At 34.2% G+C, this 20,199-nt stretch carries 19 protein-coding genes; 14 read left to right on the top strand and 5 right to left on the bottom strand.

Annotated features, from left to right (window positions below):
* Positions 1 to 40: 40 nt before the first annotated feature.
* A complete protein-coding gene (locus tag D0T08_RS14485) occupies positions 41 to 2,047 on the bottom strand; it encodes a hypothetical protein (RefSeq protein ID WP_116983364.1) in 2,007 nt (668 codons plus the stop codon).
* Between the two features lie 259 nt (positions 2,048 to 2,306).
* Between D0T08_RS14485 and D0T08_RS14480 the strand changes: the two genes are divergently transcribed.
* The 3 genes from D0T08_RS14480 (at position 2,307) to D0T08_RS14470 (ending at position 6,324) form a co-directional block, all read left to right on the top strand.
* Entirely contained in the window at positions 2,307 to 2,873 is a 567-nt protein-coding gene (locus D0T08_RS14480; protein ID WP_116983363.1) for an RNA polymerase sigma factor, read from the top strand.
* 50 nt (positions 2,874 to 2,923) lie between these two features.
* A complete protein-coding gene (locus D0T08_RS14475) occupies positions 2,924 to 4,462 on the top strand; it encodes a hypothetical protein (protein ID WP_116983362.1) in 1,539 nt (512 codons plus the stop codon).
* Positions 4,463 to 4,701: 239 nt separating this feature from the next.
* Positions 4,702 to 6,324, top strand: coding sequence for a hypothetical protein (locus D0T08_RS14470; protein WP_116983361.1), 1,623 nt, complete (start codon positions 4,702 to 4,704; stop codon positions 6,322 to 6,324).
* Positions 6,325 to 6,624: 300 nt separating this feature from the next.
* Here D0T08_RS14470 and D0T08_RS14465 read toward each other — a convergent pair whose 3' ends face one another.
* Positions 6,625 to 7,302, bottom strand: coding sequence for a helix-turn-helix domain-containing protein (locus tag D0T08_RS14465; RefSeq protein WP_116983360.1), 678 nt, complete (start codon positions 7,300 to 7,302; stop codon positions 6,625 to 6,627).
* Between the two features lie 513 nt (positions 7,303 to 7,815).
* On the opposite strand from D0T08_RS14465, the gene D0T08_RS14455 reads away from it, so the two are divergent.
* The 8 genes from D0T08_RS14455 to D0T08_RS14420 all read left to right on the top strand — a co-directional run bounded on the left by D0T08_RS14455 (position 7,816) and on the right by D0T08_RS14420 (position 12,839).
* The gene (locus D0T08_RS14455) at positions 7,816 to 8,214 is read left to right on the top strand and encodes a S24 family peptidase (RefSeq protein WP_116983358.1); all 399 of its coding nucleotides are present in this window, start codon (positions 7,816 to 7,818) and stop codon (positions 8,212 to 8,214) included.
* Positions 8,215 to 8,417: 203 nt separating this feature from the next.
* A complete protein-coding gene (locus D0T08_RS14450) occupies positions 8,418 to 9,464 on the top strand; it encodes a hypothetical protein (protein WP_116983357.1) in 1,047 nt (348 codons plus the stop codon).
* A 258-nt stretch (positions 9,465 to 9,722) separates the two neighbouring features.
* On the top strand, positions 9,723 to 10,655 hold the full coding sequence (locus D0T08_RS14445) for a toprim domain-containing protein (RefSeq protein ID WP_147322779.1): 933 nt from the start codon (positions 9,723 to 9,725) through the stop codon (positions 10,653 to 10,655).
* Positions 10,655 to 10,840: a hypothetical protein gene (locus D0T08_RS14440; RefSeq protein WP_116983355.1), complete on the top strand. Its 186-nt coding sequence runs from the start codon at positions 10,655 to 10,657 to the stop codon at positions 10,838 to 10,840. The genes D0T08_RS14445 and D0T08_RS14440 overlap by 1 nt, the downstream gene beginning before the upstream one ends.
* A 221-nt stretch (positions 10,841 to 11,061) precedes the next feature.
* The gene (locus D0T08_RS14435) at positions 11,062 to 11,475 is read left to right on the top strand and encodes a hypothetical protein (protein WP_116983354.1); all 414 of its coding nucleotides are present in this window, start codon (positions 11,062 to 11,064) and stop codon (positions 11,473 to 11,475) included.
* Positions 11,476 to 11,509: 34 nt separating this feature from the next.
* Positions 11,510 to 11,806, top strand: coding sequence for a DUF3850 domain-containing protein (locus D0T08_RS14430; RefSeq protein ID WP_116983353.1), 297 nt, complete (start codon positions 11,510 to 11,512; stop codon positions 11,804 to 11,806).
* A gap of 349 nt (positions 11,807 to 12,155) precedes the next feature.
* Positions 12,156 to 12,392: a hypothetical protein gene (locus tag D0T08_RS14425; protein ID WP_116983352.1), complete on the top strand. Its 237-nt coding sequence runs from the start codon at positions 12,156 to 12,158 to the stop codon at positions 12,390 to 12,392.
* 195 nt (positions 12,393 to 12,587) lie between these two features.
* Positions 12,588 to 12,839 (top strand): hypothetical protein, encoded by a 252-nt coding sequence (locus D0T08_RS14420; protein ID WP_147322778.1) that lies wholly within the window; start codon positions 12,588 to 12,590, stop codon positions 12,837 to 12,839.
* 1,386 nt (positions 12,840 to 14,225) lie between these two features.
* On the opposite strand, the gene D0T08_RS14415 is transcribed toward D0T08_RS14420, so the two are convergent.
* On the bottom strand, positions 14,226 to 16,073 hold the full coding sequence (locus D0T08_RS14415) for a GEVED domain-containing protein (protein WP_116983350.1): 1,848 nt from the start codon (positions 16,071 to 16,073) through the stop codon (positions 14,226 to 14,228).
* Between the two features lie 893 nt (positions 16,074 to 16,966).
* Here D0T08_RS14415 and D0T08_RS14410 point away from each other — a divergent pair.
* The 3 genes from D0T08_RS14410 (at position 16,967) to D0T08_RS14400 (ending at position 18,513) form a co-directional block, all read left to right on the top strand.
* Positions 16,967 to 17,431 (top strand): hypothetical protein, encoded by a 465-nt coding sequence (locus D0T08_RS14410; protein WP_116983349.1) that lies wholly within the window; start codon positions 16,967 to 16,969, stop codon positions 17,429 to 17,431.
* Positions 17,431 to 17,838 (top strand): hypothetical protein, encoded by a 408-nt coding sequence (locus D0T08_RS14405; RefSeq protein ID WP_116983348.1) that lies wholly within the window; start codon positions 17,431 to 17,433, stop codon positions 17,836 to 17,838. Before D0T08_RS14410 ends, D0T08_RS14405 begins: the two co-directional genes overlap by 1 nt.
* 66 nt (positions 17,839 to 17,904) lie before the next feature.
* Positions 17,905 to 18,513, top strand: a complete 609-nt coding sequence (locus tag D0T08_RS14400) for a hypothetical protein (protein WP_116983347.1) — start codon at positions 17,905 to 17,907, stop codon at positions 18,511 to 18,513.
* Between the two features lie 124 nt (positions 18,514 to 18,637).
* Here D0T08_RS14400 and D0T08_RS14395 read toward each other — a convergent pair whose 3' ends face one another.
* Positions 18,638 to 19,171, bottom strand: a complete 534-nt coding sequence (locus tag D0T08_RS14395; RefSeq protein ID WP_116983346.1) for a hypothetical protein — start codon at positions 19,169 to 19,171, stop codon at positions 18,638 to 18,640.
* Positions 19,172 to 19,214: 43 nt separating this feature from the next.
* Positions 19,215 to 19,979, bottom strand: coding sequence for a hypothetical protein (locus tag D0T08_RS14390; protein WP_116983345.1), 765 nt, complete (start codon positions 19,977 to 19,979; stop codon positions 19,215 to 19,217).
* Between the last annotated feature and the right edge of the window lie 220 nt (positions 19,980 to 20,199).

Raw genomic sequence — 20,199 nt, 5'->3', positions numbered from 1 at the left:
AAAGGCTTTCGCCAGAGTTATGTGTATTTATAATATGTTTCTAACTCAACACATATATCCGGCACTCATGTTGTGACGAATACTGCGCCGTATCAAACAGCAAACTGATCGGGTGATTGAACGTCACCTCTTTTAAAACATTTTCATCTATCGAATTGTTCGCGTCAAGATTAGCCACAAATATATATTTCGCATGGTCTTGCAATGTCCATACCATCAACTTCTGATTTTCATCAGGTGCTAATAACCAATGCACTTCTCTTTCCTTAATTTCATCCCAAATATTTTCAGCCAATGCGCGTAACTGCCCGAACATCGCAAACTGCTCAAAGTTCTTGCCCCAGCTAAATACCCCATGTGTTACTTTATCTGTCTGCTTATCGTCCTGAATCTCAAAAACATAGAGTTTAGTATATTCCTCATTCACACCTCTTTCTACATGCAGATTCCGGGTTTCAAACCCCAGACCCATATAGCTTGGCATATCTGTCAGAAATAAAGCCACAAAGAAACGCAGGTGATTACCTGTCTGGTAAAAAACATCGAAACGAGGGTCATCTTTATCGGCTGTAATAACTGTATAATTCGGCGCAAACTTTCTGTTTTTCAACCAATAAAGGTATTGGCTGATTTTCTGCATATATTCTGCCGAGCCTACTACCGTCGATTGCAAATCCCCTAGCGTACTATCCGCTTCAATGGCTTCCAGATGGTCTAATTCATTGCCATACCCCATAAAATCAGGCTCTACCAGAAAAGTCTCGGCAAAAAAGCCGAAATAAGGTATGCCTTGCTTTTGTACATATTTTTTAACGGCTCTCAGAGGGTCATAATACTCGTCAATCTTTTGAGGAACGCCCTCTGAGCGAGGCTGTACATGCGCCATGTCACCCCGCATAAAGTCGAAATGATAGATTTTCTGACACTCTGACACTTTCTGGCAGAAGTAATTCCAGACAGCTTTGTTCGGGTTATTAAAATCTAATTTCCATTGGGCGTTATCATCTTTTGAATGATAGAATTTATAACGTGCCAATGGCCCGAATACCCTCGACATAGCCTGTGGCTCATTAAATTCATAGGTATACCAGCGGTTACCATTATCATCGAGAATAAACTCTTCATTATTAATATGCAGACCCCTATAAGGAGGCGCCATTGTCATCGGTAGCGTTTCATATCCCTGATACACAATGTCCTGCATTAACTCCACTCTACGTCTAAGTCGTCCCTGATAATCACCTTTATGGCCAAACAAGATTTCTAAGCGTTGCTCATCCGTAAGAATAGGAATTTCAGGAGAAAAGAAAACATTTCTTGAATAAGATAAGGGCGAGCCATTCGCAGTACCATGACGGTGCAGGTATAACCATATAATTTCTTCTATTTCCCGATAAAGCGTTTCAGAATTGCTTGAAATACGTCCTCCTACCCGCCTTACCCACTCAAAAAAGCGAGGGTTAGCAATCACCATTTCTGAAAATCTATCCGTGTGCGGTATTACATCCATACCCACGCTTTTACCCATGGCATGGAGCACATTTACCACAAAAACCAATTGTTTTTCAACACTATTCAATTGTGGAATAGCAGTGGCTAACTCCTGACTGAAAAACTGTGGATTGATATTAAAACTCACCATTCCATAGAGGCTTCCTACCACTCCCGGCTCCCAGATAGGCAACAGATGAATAGAATCCTGTGATTTTGGAATAGTCAGTGCATATTTGATGACATTAAAGAAATTGCCGATAGTACGTACATTAATACCCACCATATTAGATTTCTTTAACCAGCTTCCATCTTGATAATGACTAACCGGACTTTGAATATGTTGATTGGTATCTAATGCTCTCTGTAGTGCTTCAGCCCCTAAACGTCTCTGAAGAATATCCAGAATTTCGTACACATTGAGCTGAACAGCGATTTCAGGCAGGAGGTTTTCAATATACGAAGTCTGATGCGAGGTATATTTATCTTTATATATATAATGATTCTGACGCCACAAATCGAACATCATTGGCTTGGCAAGTGTATCAGTTGTCATCAGTCTATACTAAATGGGTAATATACAAAGTTATGAAAACGGAACAAAATACAAGAAATTATAGTTGTTTTTTATCTAGTGGCGGAAGATAAAAGACTGAACTACAAGCATAAAAGGCAAGATTCTTGTAGTTTTAAGGCTAAAACATTTTACTAACAAAATATTTCACAGAACTTCCAACCATTTCGGAAAAATCAGGGTCTCTTTACATAAACTCCCTTTTCAATCCATACGGTTGGATTTAAAACTTACCCTTTTCATGCACCGTGAATATGATTTAGTGCAGGCTTGCATACGGCAAGAACGGATTGCGCAGCGACAACTCTATGAGATGTTCGCGGGTAAGCTGTTGGTTACGTCCATGCGGTACATGAAGAATAAGGCTGATGCAGAAGATGTTTTACAGGATGCATTTATAAAGATTTATCAGAAGCTACCCACCTTTCGGTTTGATTGTCCGCTGGAGGCCTGGCTTAGAAAAATAGTAGTAAATACAGCCTTAAAAGAATTACAGAATCAACCCAACTGGATGCAACATACTGATAGTGAATTGGTAAGTGATACGGTAGAAGATAAAGACTTTACGCTATCGAACTTCCAGTTTACACAATTGATGGACATGGTCAATAGCCTGCCTGATGGTTGCAGAACAATTTTTAACCTGTATGCCGTAGAGGGCTATCAACATAATGAAATAGCAGAGTTATTGGGTATTTCTGAGGGCACCTCAAAGTCGCAATACTCGCGAGCGAGAACACTCTTGCAACAAAAGCTGGGGAGCAGCGCAAGAAAAGTGGAAAGTAAAACCCCGGTGAATAAAATTTAACAGTAAACACTCATGAAGTACACGAACGCCAAAGTTCGTGATAAAATCAAATGGAATTTCAAAAACAAAACAATTTTGAAGAAGAATGGAGAAAGGCGTTTGAAGGTGCCTCAGTACCTCCCTCAGATGAATTGTGGGGACGTATTGAGTCAGAGTTAGACAAGAAGAAGAAAAGAAGTCCTTTTTTATTTTTCCTTAAACCATCATTCATGGCAACAGGTCTGGCAGCAGCCTTAGCTTTGGTGCTGGGAAGTATCCTATTTTTTAATAGAGAAACAAATACTGATGTAGCTCAAAATCCTGCAAAACCTGCGGAGAATAAATTAAATATACCTAATACGCAATCAGCTAATACAACAAAAGGAGTTGAAGCGCCAACAGCAAGACAAGAAGCTATGGCTTCGGCAGAAGCATTGCCTGAGGTAGATAATACTACTAAGGAAACTCGAATTAAGATAAGCACTCAACCAGCACTTGGTAATCAGGAAAGCATTGTGGCAATAAACGCCCGTAAAATTGAAAACAAAAATTCTGGTTTACCAACAGTCACTCAATCAACAGGTATAATTGATAATACGGCAATAGCCAATAAAAATCCAGCCGAGACTGCTCCTGTTGAAGAAGCCATTCCAACACTTAGTGCAGAAGCCTTAACAGAGAGTAGAGCTACTTTGGCAAGCGTTGAGAATCTTGACGGTAAAAAATATCGTTACCTCGGTAGCAGATATACAATGAATAGAAACAAGTTAGCTTTTGATGCCGAAGCCCTTGAAAATACCGAAAATACAGCACTAGCTTCTAACGACTCAAAATTCTGGGTTGGGCTGCAATCAGGCGTTGCTCCGTTTGATCCCAATATGAAATTCAGCAATCTTAATAGCCTGGCCTATAGCTCAGCTAATGAATATGCGCAATTAGCCAACGGTTCTGCGGCAAGCCCCGGAGATAAAAATGTACAGGTTTCAAGACCACAAAATGATATAAAGGCAGGTCTAGCTATCAATAATGGTGTAGCAGTAGGTTATAAAATTGCCAAAAAATGGCATGTAGAAAGTGGGGTAAGATATCTGAGAGGTAACTCAACTTTACAAACCAATACTTATGCTTTCCAGAATAATGGTTATGTAAACACTTTTCTGGGCGATTACTTATTACAGAACTCTGCTAAAGACTATGCTTTTGGAGGTATCAGTAATACAGTAGTAGCAGATGCTTCTCAATTCAATAATAGATACGAATATCTGATGGTACCAATGCAGGTAGGTTATGAAATAGGATTAACCAAGAAACTGGGGCTGAATATACTGGCAGGTATCTCGACCGACATTTTTTTGCAAAACAGCATCTTTACGGATAACGGCTTGGTAAGAGGAAAAAATACTATTAGTAACGATAGTAAAATTTATAAACCTGTCAATTTCAGTGGGCTAGGCGGACTAAGAGCCAGTTACCTCATAAGCAAACACTGGCAGGCTAATATCGGCACTTCGTATCAAAGAGCCTTATTCTCTGGCATGAATTCAACGGTAGATCTGAATATGCGATTACAAATGTTTGGACTCAATTACGGCTTTAATTATCGGTTTTAATTATTATAGATAAGGCAATTCGTTTGTAATTGCCTTATTTTCAACAATTTATACCTGAAAATCACTTCAACATTCAAATCAACACAACAAAAACGTAACACAGATAGGGAGATAGTAACAAATACCTTAACTTTACAAATTTTAATATTAATGTATTTTATATAACAGTTTGTTCAAGTCTATAAAAGAGAAAAGTTTTTTATACTTTTGCCTTAATAACTTTAACGCTAATCTGTGATATGAAAAAAACTGCTATTAATCTATCTATCCTAATTCTGTTTGTTATACAATTCTGTCTTGCTCAATCAACTTCCATTACTCCTGGTGGTCTTGAATTAAATAATAAGGGAAATAGTGATGTACTAACAATACCTAAGTTATCTAACCAAGCAATTTCAGCAATTCAGGCACCTAAAATAGGGTCTCTTGTTTACGATATTGATAGTAATTGTATCCGGGTTTATAATGGAAATATTTGGGTTTGTTTAACGGATTCTGGTTCTATTCCATTTCATCTACCCCAAAAACTAACTACAAAAATTATTGGTTCTAGCCAAACGGGTCCACAAACAGCAGGAAGCATTGTAATTAATGCTGTTTCGGTCGATAATGCAGGCAATTTCTATTTAGCTGGTCGGATTTTTGGCTGTTATAGCAGCCCGATTTCAGTATGCTCTAACTATTCATCTGACCTTTTTCGACTCCCTACTGGTATTGTACTGAAATTTTCCTCCTCAGGAGCTTTCAAATGGGCAACCACTGTGACAGGCTTACCAGTCACAGGTCAGTATCCAGACAGCGGATTTAGTTCGGAAGTTTCAGATATAACTATTAAAAATGACAAAATATATTTGATTGGCAATTACTCAAAAAGTATATCATGGCAAAATAAGATAATAACTTCAAATGGTGAGAAAGATATATTTATTGCCAAAATTGACACTTCAAAAACAGTTAATTGGATTAAAAATATAGGAGGGATTTCAGATGAAATTTCTTCATCTATATTCATAGATGAAAATAGTAATATTATCATAACAGGAGCATATAAAAGTAGCCCTTTAATTATTAATCAAGGCAATAACTCTATAAGTTTAAGCAATAGTGGTGGATATGATACATTTATATCAAAGTTTGATGTAAATGGAAATTTATTAGGGGCTACAAAGGTAGGCGGTACAAATGATGATTTGCCCGAGAGTTTAACTTATCAATCTCCATACTTTTATATAGCAGGCACTTATATTAACAATTTTACAGCAAGTACGTATTCTTTTACATCTACTGGAGGGAAAGACACTTTTATATTAAAATTTAATTCTCTTTTATCTATAGCAGGTGCTAATAGATTTTTTGGTCTTTCTGCTAATGATGAAGTAACTCCAAGAGAAATAAAATTCATAAATAATAAATTATATTTATGTGGGTACTTTAATGGCTCCATAAACTTTGGCAATAAATCCCTTACTTCATCTATTCCATCTTCTTTTTTAAGCAGCTTTTATTTCTATGAATCTCCATATGTTGACTATTTGCAAACCATAACTAATGGAGGTAGTTTCATATCTGTGATTCCTAACAATTCTCTTATCTATGCTATCGGAAATTATGCTACAGGCGCAACAACTATGAATATACCTCTTCAAAGTCAAGGAAGCTCAGACGTTTTTCTTTTTGAACTTAAAAAGTCAGGAAATTTTGAATCTAATAATTTTGAATTCTCAAGGTATACAACTGCCGGAACTGAATCAAGTGAAGCAGCTTATAAAGTTCTATCTTATAATGGCAAAATATATATTTTTGGAGGCGGAACCTCTTTTTACAATAATAGAGCTCAATACCTTTATATGTGGAGTTATTAAAATTATAAAAAATGAGAACATTCTAAATTTTACACCCATTATAATCACTTCTTTATAAGAATAGTCTTTGGATTAGTGATTTGCAAGCTTTTAATAAGTAGAGATATACCTTAAAGTCATAACAACATGTCTTCCAATTGTTGTAATTACTTCTGACTATCGTAACTGTAGTATTACTACTATCAATTACTTATCTATTAAATACAGGACATTTTAAATCCTGAATATCAATTATTTAATCTATGACTATTATTTACAATTACACCTAATTTTACCTATTTTCTAATAAAAAATATTCATTTACTTATATAATAGTTTCTTATATCCTTTTTTCACAAAATATCTATCAAAATCTTCATCGTCAATAATATACGCAATTAATGCACTCATAAAAAACATATCTGTATCAGGGTAATTCATTAATTCATCTAGAACTTCAAATTTTTCTTTTTTATTTAATGTAACTTTTTCTTGCAATAGCTCTAATTTCTTCTTTTTACTTGCCTTAGATAATTCATATTTTTCATATTCATCAAAATTCATTGTTTGAATAATTTTACCATCATAATCTATTATTTGGATTTTTCCCAATTTAAGTTCCATTGCCTTTTGTTGAATTAACCAATCTGAATAAAATTCAAAAAAGTCTTTGTATTGGGTGAGCTTTCGTTCAGCATTTTCAAGCAAAGTTTCTTTATCTTTTAATCTGTCTTTTAGTTCTACAACCCTGTTTTCTAAATCCAAAAGCCTTTCTGGTTCCTTACTTGAGATATTAGTATTCTCTATATCTAATAAATCTGATATAGAAACCTCTAAAGCATCTGCAATTTGTGATAACTGTTCAATAGTGAGTTTTACTCCCCTATTTTCCAGACGATGGTAATTAGTCCTTTCTATCCCTAAAGACTTGGCAATTTCTGCTTGTTTTATTCCTTTCCTTTCTCGAATTGATTTTATTGTTTGACTTACATTGTCCATGTTAAATATTTTATAACATTCTTTAATTTCATAACATATATGCAAATAAAATGATTACTTTTTAAAAATGAGTCATTTATTTTGATAATATTTTTGCATCATATTATTGACTTTTGTTATCAAATATTTAACTTTGTAGTAATCAAATTTAAAACATAATGGAAACACTTATTTCTCAAACTCCTTTGAGTCAGGTAATAATCAATTTTGAAAATAAAAACCTAACAAAGTTTACTCCTGACAAACGCTTCTATACCCATATTGGTATCAATAGAATTAGGTTCTGGCAAATAGTACGAGGCCAAAAACCTTTACTTGCTACAGAAGCTCGCACTCTATCTGAATACTTTAAGGTACCCTTAACGGATTTGATATAAATCTATAATTCAAGCAGGGACTATAAAATTTCTTAATCAATATCTCAGCAAGCATAACCTCAAATAATATGAATCTATAGTCTTTATTTCTTAACATAAAGAAAACTCACTATACCAATCTATAATTTTTACAACTATGAGAAAGGCATTTAACACAAGTAACGTACAATTTGGTCATCCAAACCAATTAAGTATAGATGATAATGTAATATCAAATCAAGCCAACGAATCAGAATTATTACCACACTATGCCATTTACCCTGTTTATGGTGAAAGTATGTCTCCACGGTATAAACCCGGTGATAGAGTAATTGTGAAAGAATACCCTCATTTCTTCCAATACATCAGGTATGGTGAAGTTTACTTCATTTTCACGAAAAATGAAGAGCGAATATTAAAAAGAATTAGGAAATCAGATAGAGAAGGCTTTATTAAACTTACCTCTATCAATCCTGATTATGACGATTTTGAAGTACCATTATCTCATATTACAAAGATATTTATTGTGACGGGTATAGTTTCAATAGAAAACTAACTATCTGCTGATTTCTTATATCAGAATGTTACAAAGCACGATTTTCCACTTGAATTCACATATGACTTTGATTAGTGTAAGAATAGTTAAAAAATACTATTGCTACACTAGTAGCACCTGAATCGAATTTCTTCGCTGGGTCTGAAAGATAGGCAAGACACAAAAACATGGCACAAAAAAATACCTAATAAAAATTCGACTGCATGGAAGGCACAACGAACAAATTTGATGCTGAACTACTCAAATACCTCATTACAGCCCAATCAGAAGCCACACCTATAGAGGAACTAATTACCATCGACGAAAGTACATTTGCCATCAACGGTGGATTAAGTCTTGTTACGGGTATGCCCAAAGGCGGAAAAACCACAGCCCTAAGAGTTATGATAGAAACGGCATTTATGGAAGAAATTAAAGAAGGTTATCAGAACATCGGAATAAGAAGTAAGTTTCAGCCTGATAAGTCGCTAATATACATTAATACTGAAATGACTGATGCTGATATGATAAAGTTTAGGAATTCCATTACAAGAGCATTAGGCAGAGAGGATTTACCCGAAAACATCTACATTTTTCATCTACTCACTTTATTTCCTCGTGAACGAGTAAAATTAATAGAAAAGATAATTCAACAGGCTGAAAACGCTTCTATCGTGCTGATAGATGGATTAGCTGATTTAGTAACCTCAGTCAACGAAGAAAAGGACTGTAATGAAGTTATACAATTGCTACAAAACTACGCTGTAAACTACAAAGTAGGCATAATTGGAGTTATACACGAAAACAGAGGGAACAAACAAACCAGAGGGCATTTAGGGCAGCAAGCAGAGCGTAAATGCGTGGGTGCTATATCAGTTGCCAAAAATAGAGAAAAGAAAATTTTTGAGTTAACGGCTACTATGACAAGACATACAGATGATTTTGACAAAATCATATACCGTTACAACGAGAAAGGACGCTTGGAACGCTTGGACAAAACAAGCCCGATAGTACGAGCCTATTCACAGGAAACTGAAGAAGTAGAATTCGCAAGAACCATCTTTGCAGACGACTTAACATTACCTGATAAGGTACTTAGAGAACGCCTGAGAAAGCACTTTAAGGATACTGAGCCAAATACAATGCCGACGGCTATATCAAACAAGGTTACCCGAAAGATTGAAAAGTTTTTACATACCAATATCATTGGTGATGCTGGTAATATGAGTTATAAATTAATGTTTTTCTTAGAACAAATCGAATCAACTTAATTATTCACATCATGAATATACACATATATACACCTCTATTCACATATTCACATTTATATATAAGGGGTCTTGTGAATTGTGAAATATTTACCGCAAAAAGAAAAAGCAAGATGAAAAATTGCACTCTTATTCACATCAATTTTAAAGTTCACACTTCACATTTCACACTTATATATACTACTACGTGAATGTGAATATTTATATATATGTGTGCAGGGGCAAAAAATTGAATTATTCCAACAATTGACACAAAGCACTATGAGTAACGCAAAACCCTACTACACCAAAGCCCAGATACAACAAATAAAGGATAGCTGCAAGATTACCGATTACTTAGCATCACATGGATACGAGCCTGTGAAGTTTAAAAACGGTGAATGGTATTACAGTTCAATTGGCATTCAGGAACGTACACCATCATTCAGAGTAAATGCCTTAAAGAACGTATATCAGGATTATAGCAGTAATCAAGATGTAACAGGCAAGTGTGGTGATATTTTGCGTTTGGTTCAAGCATTGGAATTTTGCGATTTTACAGATGCTTGCCACCGTTTGGCTACCTCTGAATTTACATCATTCAAGAACTTAATTACCTCTACCAATCAACCAGTAGAAAAACAGGAGATCGAAATAGTCAATGTTGGTATGCTGAAAAGACGGGTTTTGATTGATTATATAGAATTTCGTCAGATAGGATTAAGACTGGCTAATACCTATCTAAAAGAGATAGATTACATAAATGGACATACTCACTACTTTTCAATAGGCTTTGCTAATGATTTAGAAGGATATGCTTTACGTAGTCCGCCTACAAGATTTAATAAGGACGGTTTTAAAGGGCAAACTAAGCCAAACTATTATACCACTCTACAACCTCACCACCAAACTAATATATGCAATGTTTTTGAGGGATTCTTTTCCTGTTTGAGTTGCTTACAATATTACAATAGATTCTACTTTGATAATTTAACCTACGTACTTAATTCATTATCCAATTTTAATAAACTACTTCCAAATGTGCCTGAACACATTACGCAAATTAATCTATTCTTAGACAATGATGAGGCTGGAAACAAATGGACAGAAAAGTTACAAGGTCTTGAAAAATGGCAAATTGCCGATAGGTCACTACTCTATTCAGAGCATAAAGACTTTAATGAATTTTTGATACAGAAAAACCTTTTATACTGATGGAAAGTAGAAGATATGAAGCCCAAACGAAACAACAACTTTCGCAACGGTATCAAGTAAGTATGCCAACCTTTAACAAATGGTTAAATAGGATACCTAAATTGAAACTCATGAAGTTTCAAAAAGTGCTGACACCAAAGGAGGTAGAAACCATTTATAAGTATTTAGGTGAATCACCTGAATAGAGTTAAAATCAGTACTAAGCTTTCGGAAATACAATTAACATATAGAAATCTATCTAAACATAGTAAAGACCTATTTAACCAAAAGAACCCTGCAAAATACGATAGAAACCCCAACAATCCCCAAAGTGGTTTGTTGGGTTTTTTTAATTTTGAATCAACCTATCAGGAGTAATGCTCCATTATAAGCAAAGTTCATTATTCATACTTAAATCACTATCAGCATGGGAATTTTCAGCAAACCCACAGAAGGCGAAGCATTAGAAGAAAGACTACATAAGTTTTTCGAGAATAAGAGCCTAATTGATGAATTAAAAATTGAAAATGCCGCCATTCAACTGGAGTTTGAGCAATACGCTAAAAATAATACAACCGGCTGGAATGGACAAACATTCAGAATGGGAGATTTTAACCTATCCTATAGTGCTTCCAATAATGAGGAAATTATAGATGGTGGGTTTCTTAAATTAAAGAAACTATTTATTGATTATCCCGATGTAATGACCTTAAAGCCTAATAAAGCAGCAATTAAGAAACAATTCATTACTGAGGAGTCAAAAAAACAATTATTAAAAAAATACGGGGTTAAGATTGTTTCAAAAGAAGAGAAAAAGTATAGTGTTTCTCGTCGTTTTTAGTCCTTTTCTGTTACTATATCCACATTCTTGAGTAATGAAACACCACTTATTCAAACTCTCAACTCATGACTTTGAACCCTTTTGGACAGGCAAAAAGCGATTTGAAGTAATCAAAGACGATAGGCATTTCAGGGTAGAAGATACAGTACTATTTAGAGAAGTAGATATTCATGGAGATAGAACGGGTAGGTATGTGAAAGTAGTAATATCTTATAAATTGAGAATGGGTTCTAATGGGCTTGCTTATGAATTTTGTGCCATAGGTTTTACACAAGGAATTACAGGGTATGACTGTACAAATGAAAGTCCTGATAGTGAAAATGATGCTTAAAACCTGATGCTTTCTCTTTTTGCGGTACTATTCCCAATCATGGCTTAAATCTGTCAATCTGATATTTATCTTACTGGTATTTTTGATTAAGAAAGAACGTTTGTCTGAATGGTTACAGGTTGTTAAATCGTGGTTTAGGATTCTTCGAAAATGATTTTTTATAATTTCAATTACCAAGAAAATACACTCCAAAAATGGCGTTAATACCTGGTCTAAATTAAATATTTATGGAAACTAAGCCATTTCAAAAAATCATCAATTTTATCGAATCATTTTTTACTGGGCTATTTTTTAGTTAGTCGCTGGTGTAGGTTGGTTATTTAATGAAAATTCTTTAATTCTTTCTGCTATGGCAAAAACATTATATAGTACTGAAAAGCGAGGTTACAAGACTGCATTTATTAAAGAAATTCGGGAGATATATTTTGAGGGTATGTCTCAGGCAACCTTTGTTGCTCTCTTTACTGATGAACATTTGAAAGAACTCAAAGTACTAAGATTTACAGGGTTTAGAGGTTATCAGAATTCAGCAGTTGTTAGATATATGGTTGAAGTAGTGGGAAGAATATCACCACCACAAAAATAGATTTTGCAATATGGAAAAAAGAGAAGAACTCCCCACTAATCGTACTGAGTTTTGCGCTCGGTATAAATGCTCTAAGACCACTTTTAGACGTTGGATAGAGGTACATAACCTTGAAAGTGTTGTCCCAAATATCAATAAAATCAGGTGTTTTACAGTAAGTCAAAGTCAAGCAATTATTAATATTTTGGGGTAAATATGAAAAAATCAATAAATGTGCCTATGAATAGAGATGAACTTTGCACTCGGTATGGTTGCACAAAAGTGATGCTTTATAGATGGTTTAAAAAAGAGAATTTAGAAGAAGTCTTGCCTGGTATTCATTCCATTCGGTGCTTTACTCCAAATCAAGGTGAGAAGATTGTAGCGATTTTAGATTTTAGTAGTGTAGTATTGCGGTTTCAGGGAAAGCAAAGAGGAGCAATGCCCTATCAGATAAAACAGTTTTAAAGTAGCTCTGAGATGTTTTTTGTATTCTTGCGCCATTTTTCTTTCGTTTAAAGTTTTACAATAAAATCCCTTTGCTTTTAGTAGAGGGATTTCTTAAAAACCTGATTGTAGCGTTTTGTAGTTCTTTCATAGTCTTGGTTTTTACTACCTTTTGCCATAAATATTTTATGGTAATTTATTAGTTAAATAGATGGAATGGGCTTTACGACTATGAAGCCTTATTTTTTACATTTTAGTTAGATAAAGATTAAGTTTAATAGTTTTACAATGCAGTGTTGCCGAAAATCCCCTCACAGCTTGTGAGGGTTATTTTTTAGATTTTATATGTTTTGTTTGTTAATAGTTTTTAGAATACTTACCAGTTTTCGGACTGTTAAGTATTCTAAAAAATCATCATAACTTAATAAATGCCCTCACTATGTGGGGGCTTTTTATTTGCGATTTACAAGAAAAACCGTGCGAAAGATTCACACGGTTTTCGAGATTGTATTACAATAAATAATCAATCCATGTACCCATGGTGATTATCAATTGTCATACTTCAAACTATATACCAATACGCTTTTTATGTCTGATTTTGTAGAGTTTTTCCATAAATCTCCATTTTACATGCAATTTATATAAAAGAAGCCTGTCAATTGACAGGCTTCTTTGTAAACTCATTAAACTATAATATAAACTTAAGAATGACTATTATATAACTATCTTAGAGCCGAATTTTTAATAATATCTTGAATATCTTGTTGAAAAATTGCTTTAAATGTGAATCACCGAATAAGATAAATATGTTATTACTCACAGTCGTGAGTAATCGATTGTGATGAAGCTTTATTTATTCACAGTCAACTTATCACAGTCCGTGAGTTATCAAGTGTGAATGACCTGGTATTAATCACGCTCCAATATTCACAATTGTGAGTACTCAGGTGTGACAGACCAGGATAATATCACATTAATATTTTCACAATTGATGTGAGCCAACAGTAGTAGAACTATCTATTCTAATCACAGTTATTACCGTGAATCGACGCCTGTCAATAATCCTCAATTTTTCACATCATTATTATGAGAAGAAAGAATAAATCGATGCACAGAAGAATGCAACAAACCTCAGATAGCTTGTTTTTCGGCAGGGTGTGCTTTAGTTAGAATGGCTATTGCTGATAAGGGTACGACAGAACAGCAGCCTATCAATTGTGATGCTAAAGAATCAGCTATTAAAGTGGTAGAGGTAAGTGAAAATTGTTATTGTGAAATAGTCAGTAGTGCTGATGACTAATTATTTACGTTTACAATAGATATCATAACGCAAATTATGGTATTATCAAATAACTTTAGTAACAAGAACTATCAACTTGGTTGAATTAATTTAAATAGCAGCTTGAATTAATTACAACCGCCAATTTCGCTTTTGAATACTTCATCAGGTCCTGCTGAAAAACCAGGCAAAAGTGTAATGAATTTCCCTGCTATATAGGTAGTGAGGCTTGATATATTAGCCCTGCTGTTGATAGTATTCACCGCTCTATAAATACCGGAACCTTGAGTGATACTTTCATAGATAAGGTCGTCCGGACATGAACTTGTAATAGTAATGGCATAATCTTCTGTTTCACCATACCCATAAGAACCACAAGAACTAATTGCCGAAGGAATGTCGGTTTCTTCATTTACTACTCTCATACGTGTAGTACCAGCCAAAGCGGTAGTAGGAATAGTTATATTACCATTGACTGTATAAGCTCCACGAGTAGAAGATGGAGAAACATATACTTCCTCTCCGGCATCAGTAAAATCTTTGTCATTATTGAAATCGATAAAAATCTTTATAGCACTCCTATAGTTACCTTCACAAGTGTTAATCTTCACAGAAAAAGGGTATTGTATGCCCTTTACTACTATAGCAGGTGCGAGATTAGTAAAGTTTGAATAACTATTTAGGGAAGAACCTGGCCCGCCAAAAGAATTGCAATCCGAATTATTATTAATTGTTCCGAACGTTACATTAAAAATATCCTCATCCGTAGTCTCAGAAGCATAAGACTCACAATAACATTCATTTTGGGGGGTAACAATAGCCTGAACAGGTACTCTTACAGAGACAGTGCAAGTAAGTAATTGGCAAGTAACGTAATAAGTGGTTGTAGTGTTGAGAACAGGTGTGGTATAACTTGACCCAGTTGCTATAGGGACTTCGATTGTATTATCACTATACCAGGTATATGTGCCACTGCAACCCGAAGCCAACAGGGTAATTGCTCCTGAACCACATTTAAGGTTAGAAATACCTATAGGTGGAGTTGATTGTCCTGACAAATAAGGAGAATTAAACCAGTTGGGCATGTAAGTAGACACACTATTTCTTATCCTCTCAATTTGTTTGGGGGTAAATTTTTTCCAGCAAGGGCCGCTATAACACATATAGTTTTCAAACGTATCACCAAACTCAATGCCCGAACAGGGATTTATGGTACTTGAGGTATAAGCATAACAATTATCACCGCTTTTATGTGGTTGCGTGTCACTGATATTATCACCATCTGTGTCAGGATTGTTGTTCGCAGGACATTGAATGCCACCGTTGTCTCCTTCAAAAGTATGCATAAGATTTAAAACATGACCTATTTCATGTGCCATTAATCCATACCAGAAAATATTTACATCAATAAAAGTATATCCGGCTAGATAGCCAGCATATCCTGAGGCTCCGTTTAATTTATGCACTAGTTCTACTGTAATATAATTATCTCTATCGTTCCAGTTATGTAATGCTCTTAATTGAGTTTCCATTGTAAAACTGCCATAGGTTAACCCATTACTTTCATAATCAGGAACACTTCGGGCATCTACTCTTACTATACTATTGAAGCTTCCACAATTGGCCAAAGCGAATTGTACTTTAGTATCATTAAGGCCTGCAAACTGATTTCTTGCCCTAAAGGTATCGTTTAATTTACTTAGTTCATTCAGAATGGTGGCATCTGATATATTTGAGCCTGAACCAACTGGTTCTCCTTTATGATAAATAATGAATACCAACGGAATGGTGTAAACTGTATTAGGATCTACTATATTCGTAGAATTCTGGATATGTTTGATTTGTTCTTCTACTTGTTTCTTCAACGCAGGATTATTCCTGTAGATTTCATCAGTACCGCATTGTAGTTGGGCTAATAAGGGATTAAAAATTGTGTAAAATAAAATACTTAGGGTTATCAATAAAAAATTTCTCATGAGACTCGGGGAAACAATAGGATTATGGAAGTCAATTAAATAGTTCTGCTGTCTAAAATTCCTATTATTAACACACTTTAACTAATACTAAATTACATTTTTATTATCCGGTCATTAGTGTGATTGAAGTAGTAGAGACAAGTGAGAATTATTTTGTGAATTGGCCGGTAGTGCTGATGGTAAGTAAATCACAGATGGTATAGATATATCAACGCCAATTCGGGCGTTATGTAGGTAAATTATTCGGGCCTAAAACGTCGTAATTGGCGTGGTTGGCCAGTTGAAAAAAAAATATCTCAAGGCACGATGTAGATGGCGTTAAATCCGGCTAAATATCAAATTGATTATTCAGTTCGATGCACGCTAAAAATTGAGTGAGCAGCTGAGGTGTGAAAAAGCTGAGAACGTTGAGCCGAATTAGTTTACGGGTTTTAAGTTAATTAACCTGGTATTTTTATTGATATTTATTCACAGAAAGTTAATTGTGAATGTAGGCGTAGCTCACTAAAACCTGTGTATGATATAAGTTTTTAATGGGTGAAAACAATAGTATGTTTTTTGTAAAAATTTGTTAAAATGTTTTGAAAAATATTTTCCGTTCATCATATTTACTGTCGAAATATCGAAACCAATGACGATATTTCGACATTGAAAGCTTAAAATTACTCATGATCACCTTTTAAAACCTACTCAAATGCCTTAAAATCGCCTTTTTGGCTAAGCTCTCTCTTTTGGAATAATATTTGCATTTTTATTGTTATTGTATAAAAATGCGCATTCTTGCCAAAGAATATTTCGCATTTGCTGTGTATTTATATTTCATGGTAATATCATGGAATAGTTTTTTGTGAGTTTAGAAGGCTATAACTCAAATTATTAAATACTTAATATTTATGTTAACTTGTGAAGAAAATATTGATAAACTCAACGATACATTCAATGTAATGCTTGATGTTAAAAGTAAAGCACAGGTAGAGAAAACACAAGAAGAGATTGTTAATCATTTTTTAGATAAAATTTTAGAACTTAAATCTCATCTAAAGGAAAAAACCGAAGAACTTGATTTACTTAACCAAAGAGCTGAAAAACTTACTTGGCTGAATAACGTTGATGATGAATGCCTTGAAAAGCTTGCCGAAATAATACAAATTATTAAGGATATACATTCTATTGTTATCAGACATTACGCAGATTTAAATCCATTGAGATTGAGAGGAATAGCAGTTCAAGAATTAAAGATGTTTAAACAGGCAATAGATGATATGAAGGAAAATTATCAAGATTTGAATTCAATCTTCTTTGTTTTGCCACAGATGACTGAATTTACTGATACTACCAAGAAATTAGAGATGCTGTAATGGACATTTATTGTATTGAAGAATTTAAAAATGAGTATGAAAGGTTAATAAGAAAGAAGTCATATAAAGAACTAGAGAAAGAAATAATAGAACACTTTTTGCTTGGCGACCCTCAAAGTATTATTACTGGAAAAAGATTAAATAATTCTGCTGATAGACCTTATATAAAGAAGAGATTGGATGGGTCTGGAGGGTACAGAGTTTACTTTTATGCTGTAATATATAATGAATGTATATATTTAATGTTTGTGCATCCTAAGACTGGTTCGTTAGGAGGGGAAAATATTACTGATGAGGCAAAAGCTATGTTTTATAAAAGTGTCCTTCATTGTATTGAAAACAGACTTCTTTATAAATTAAGTCATATAGAAAGAGAACGAATAGTTTTTACAAAAATAGAGCAATAGAAATTAATAAGAAAGGGGCTAAATGCCCCTTTCTTATTAGTATTTTGCTAATCTCTAAGAATTATTATGAGCAAAATAGAAGATAGGTATGATAATGAAGAAGTAAAGAGGGTATTATTTCATGAAATAGGGCACTATCTTGCAAATAAAATAAATTACGAAAATGGACAACCATTCTATTCTAATGCAATTTCTCTCATGGCTGATGCTGATAGTGGAGAATTATTGGGTAGGTGTGAATCGAGTGCAGGGTATAGTAATGAGCCATCAAAAGAAACTTTGGCTCAGGATATTGGTCGGCTTTCAATGGGGTGTATATTTCAATCGTATTTTTCAGATGGAACATTATTGACTTGCTATCGAAATAATGGTCATTCTGATTATATTGCTAAGAATAGTCGGCAAAATAAGTTAATCAAGGTGTATGAGAAATGGAAACATGTAAGACTTTTAGAGATAGAAGAAGCTTTTTTGGATAAACTATTAAACTGCAATGGGCTAGATTTTCTGAATGATATTAATCCTATTGAACTACTTTATATAGTACCTGAAAAAGGTATGTGGTCTGTGGATATCGATAAGTTAGAAGCTAAATTGGATAATCAAAGTGTGAAAACTTTTAAAGTAAATTATTTAGCTTTTCTTACAGACCTGAATAGGGTGATAAATCATTAAGATATTCAAATGAAATAATATCTGCAGTAACGCCATCAATGGCGTTGTTTTCCTGATGTGGATTTGTTGAATCAGGTAAACCCACAGGATTGTAAAATGAAGTGTAATTGCTTGTTTAAATAATCTACGCACGTCTTGGTAAAGCATCTTTATTACCTTTGCCAAACATCACATAAAAGAAGAAACCAACTAAACCCACGACACTAATAATCATTACTCCATTAATCATTTTACGATAGGTTTCCTGTTGCTCGAATTCTTCTTTCATTTCAATTTCTTCGATAGAAACCTGAATCTTTGCTCTGTCATTTTCAGTCTGGGCAATTTTTAGTTGTTGCTCCAAAGCCTGAATAGATGTCTGTGCAATTTTGGTTTGCTCTTTGGCAATAAAAACACTCGCTATTGGTTCAGCTAATTCACCAATTGTAGCAAGAATGCTGGGCAGAATTGGAGTCTTAGTTCTTTGTATAACAATAGGTATTGCTCCATTAGCAGAACTATCTCTTTGGATAGTTTTTTTTGAACTAAAAAGGTTTGAAAAGAAATCCCCGATGCTTGCGAATAAGCCTTTTTTCTTTGCTTTACCTTTTACCGTTACACCTTCTAATTCATAAGGGGTTAAGTCTGACCCCGTACCTGTTTTTTCGTCTTCTTCCATTGTTATAATTTAATTAATTTAAGTGATAATTTTACTCTTTTGTTTATTGGCTTCTGTATGAATCTGCAAATTTATTAATCAACCAGAAACCAATAACTACGGCTACTGCGACCATTCCATAGTATATAGCTTTTCGAGTTGAAGCGTATCCCGTGTCAAGTACATTTCCATCTAATTCAGAGTTCTTTTGTTCAGCTGTTGGTATAACTTTATTATTACCTGATGGGATAGGGATTGGAGATGCTGCTGGTTTGTTAGAGTTTACTACATCCTGCCTTACATAGCCTAACTTTCCTGTGACAGTTGTAATTCTATACCACCTATAATTACTGACTGTATCAGGAGATGTAACAAGAACACCATCGCTACTACCCATTAACTGACCTCTATTGAATAATTCTAAGCTTTTACTGGACGTACTGGGAGTTAACCTGATATTTGTGTTATTGCCCATAGCATATAACTCAACCTTATTAGTTGGAATAGTTTTTGCGTCGAACAATAAGCGTTCAATTGGAATAAGTACTTGTTTAATAACAGAACCTGTTTTAAATGGATGAGAGAAATAGGTGTAAAGGGTAACTTTCGCAAATAGTTTTTGTCCGATGTAGCCAATCTCCTGAATTATCCCAATTCTTGAACCTCCAGGATAAGTGATGACTACTCTACCTGAATCCGCACCGGAAGATTTATTAACAGACTCATAAACTGTTGTATTGGGCGAAACCGCAATTGCTACTGCTCCCTTTAACGCATCGGTCAAAGGCTTTTGTTGTTTGGATAGAAAATATACTATTGATGATGCCATTCTGAAAGACGGTAATGAATAAATTGATTAAATTTTGAATTAAATATGATGAAATATAATCAAAATATATGAATAATAAAAGCTATTTATGATAATTTATCATTGGTTTTACACCTATATAGGTTTGAATGAATTGGTTTTGGGCTATATTTTTTAGGAATCGTGCATCGTCAATAATCAGGAATTTTAATGAATCGTAAAATAGGATTCACACGATTTG

The organism is Emticicia sp. C21, from assembly GCF_003418935.1.
In the GTDB taxonomy this organism is placed as follows: Bacteria; Bacteroidota; Bacteroidia; order Cytophagales; family Spirosomataceae; genus Emticicia.
This window is presented reverse-complemented; position numbering and strand designations above follow the sequence as displayed.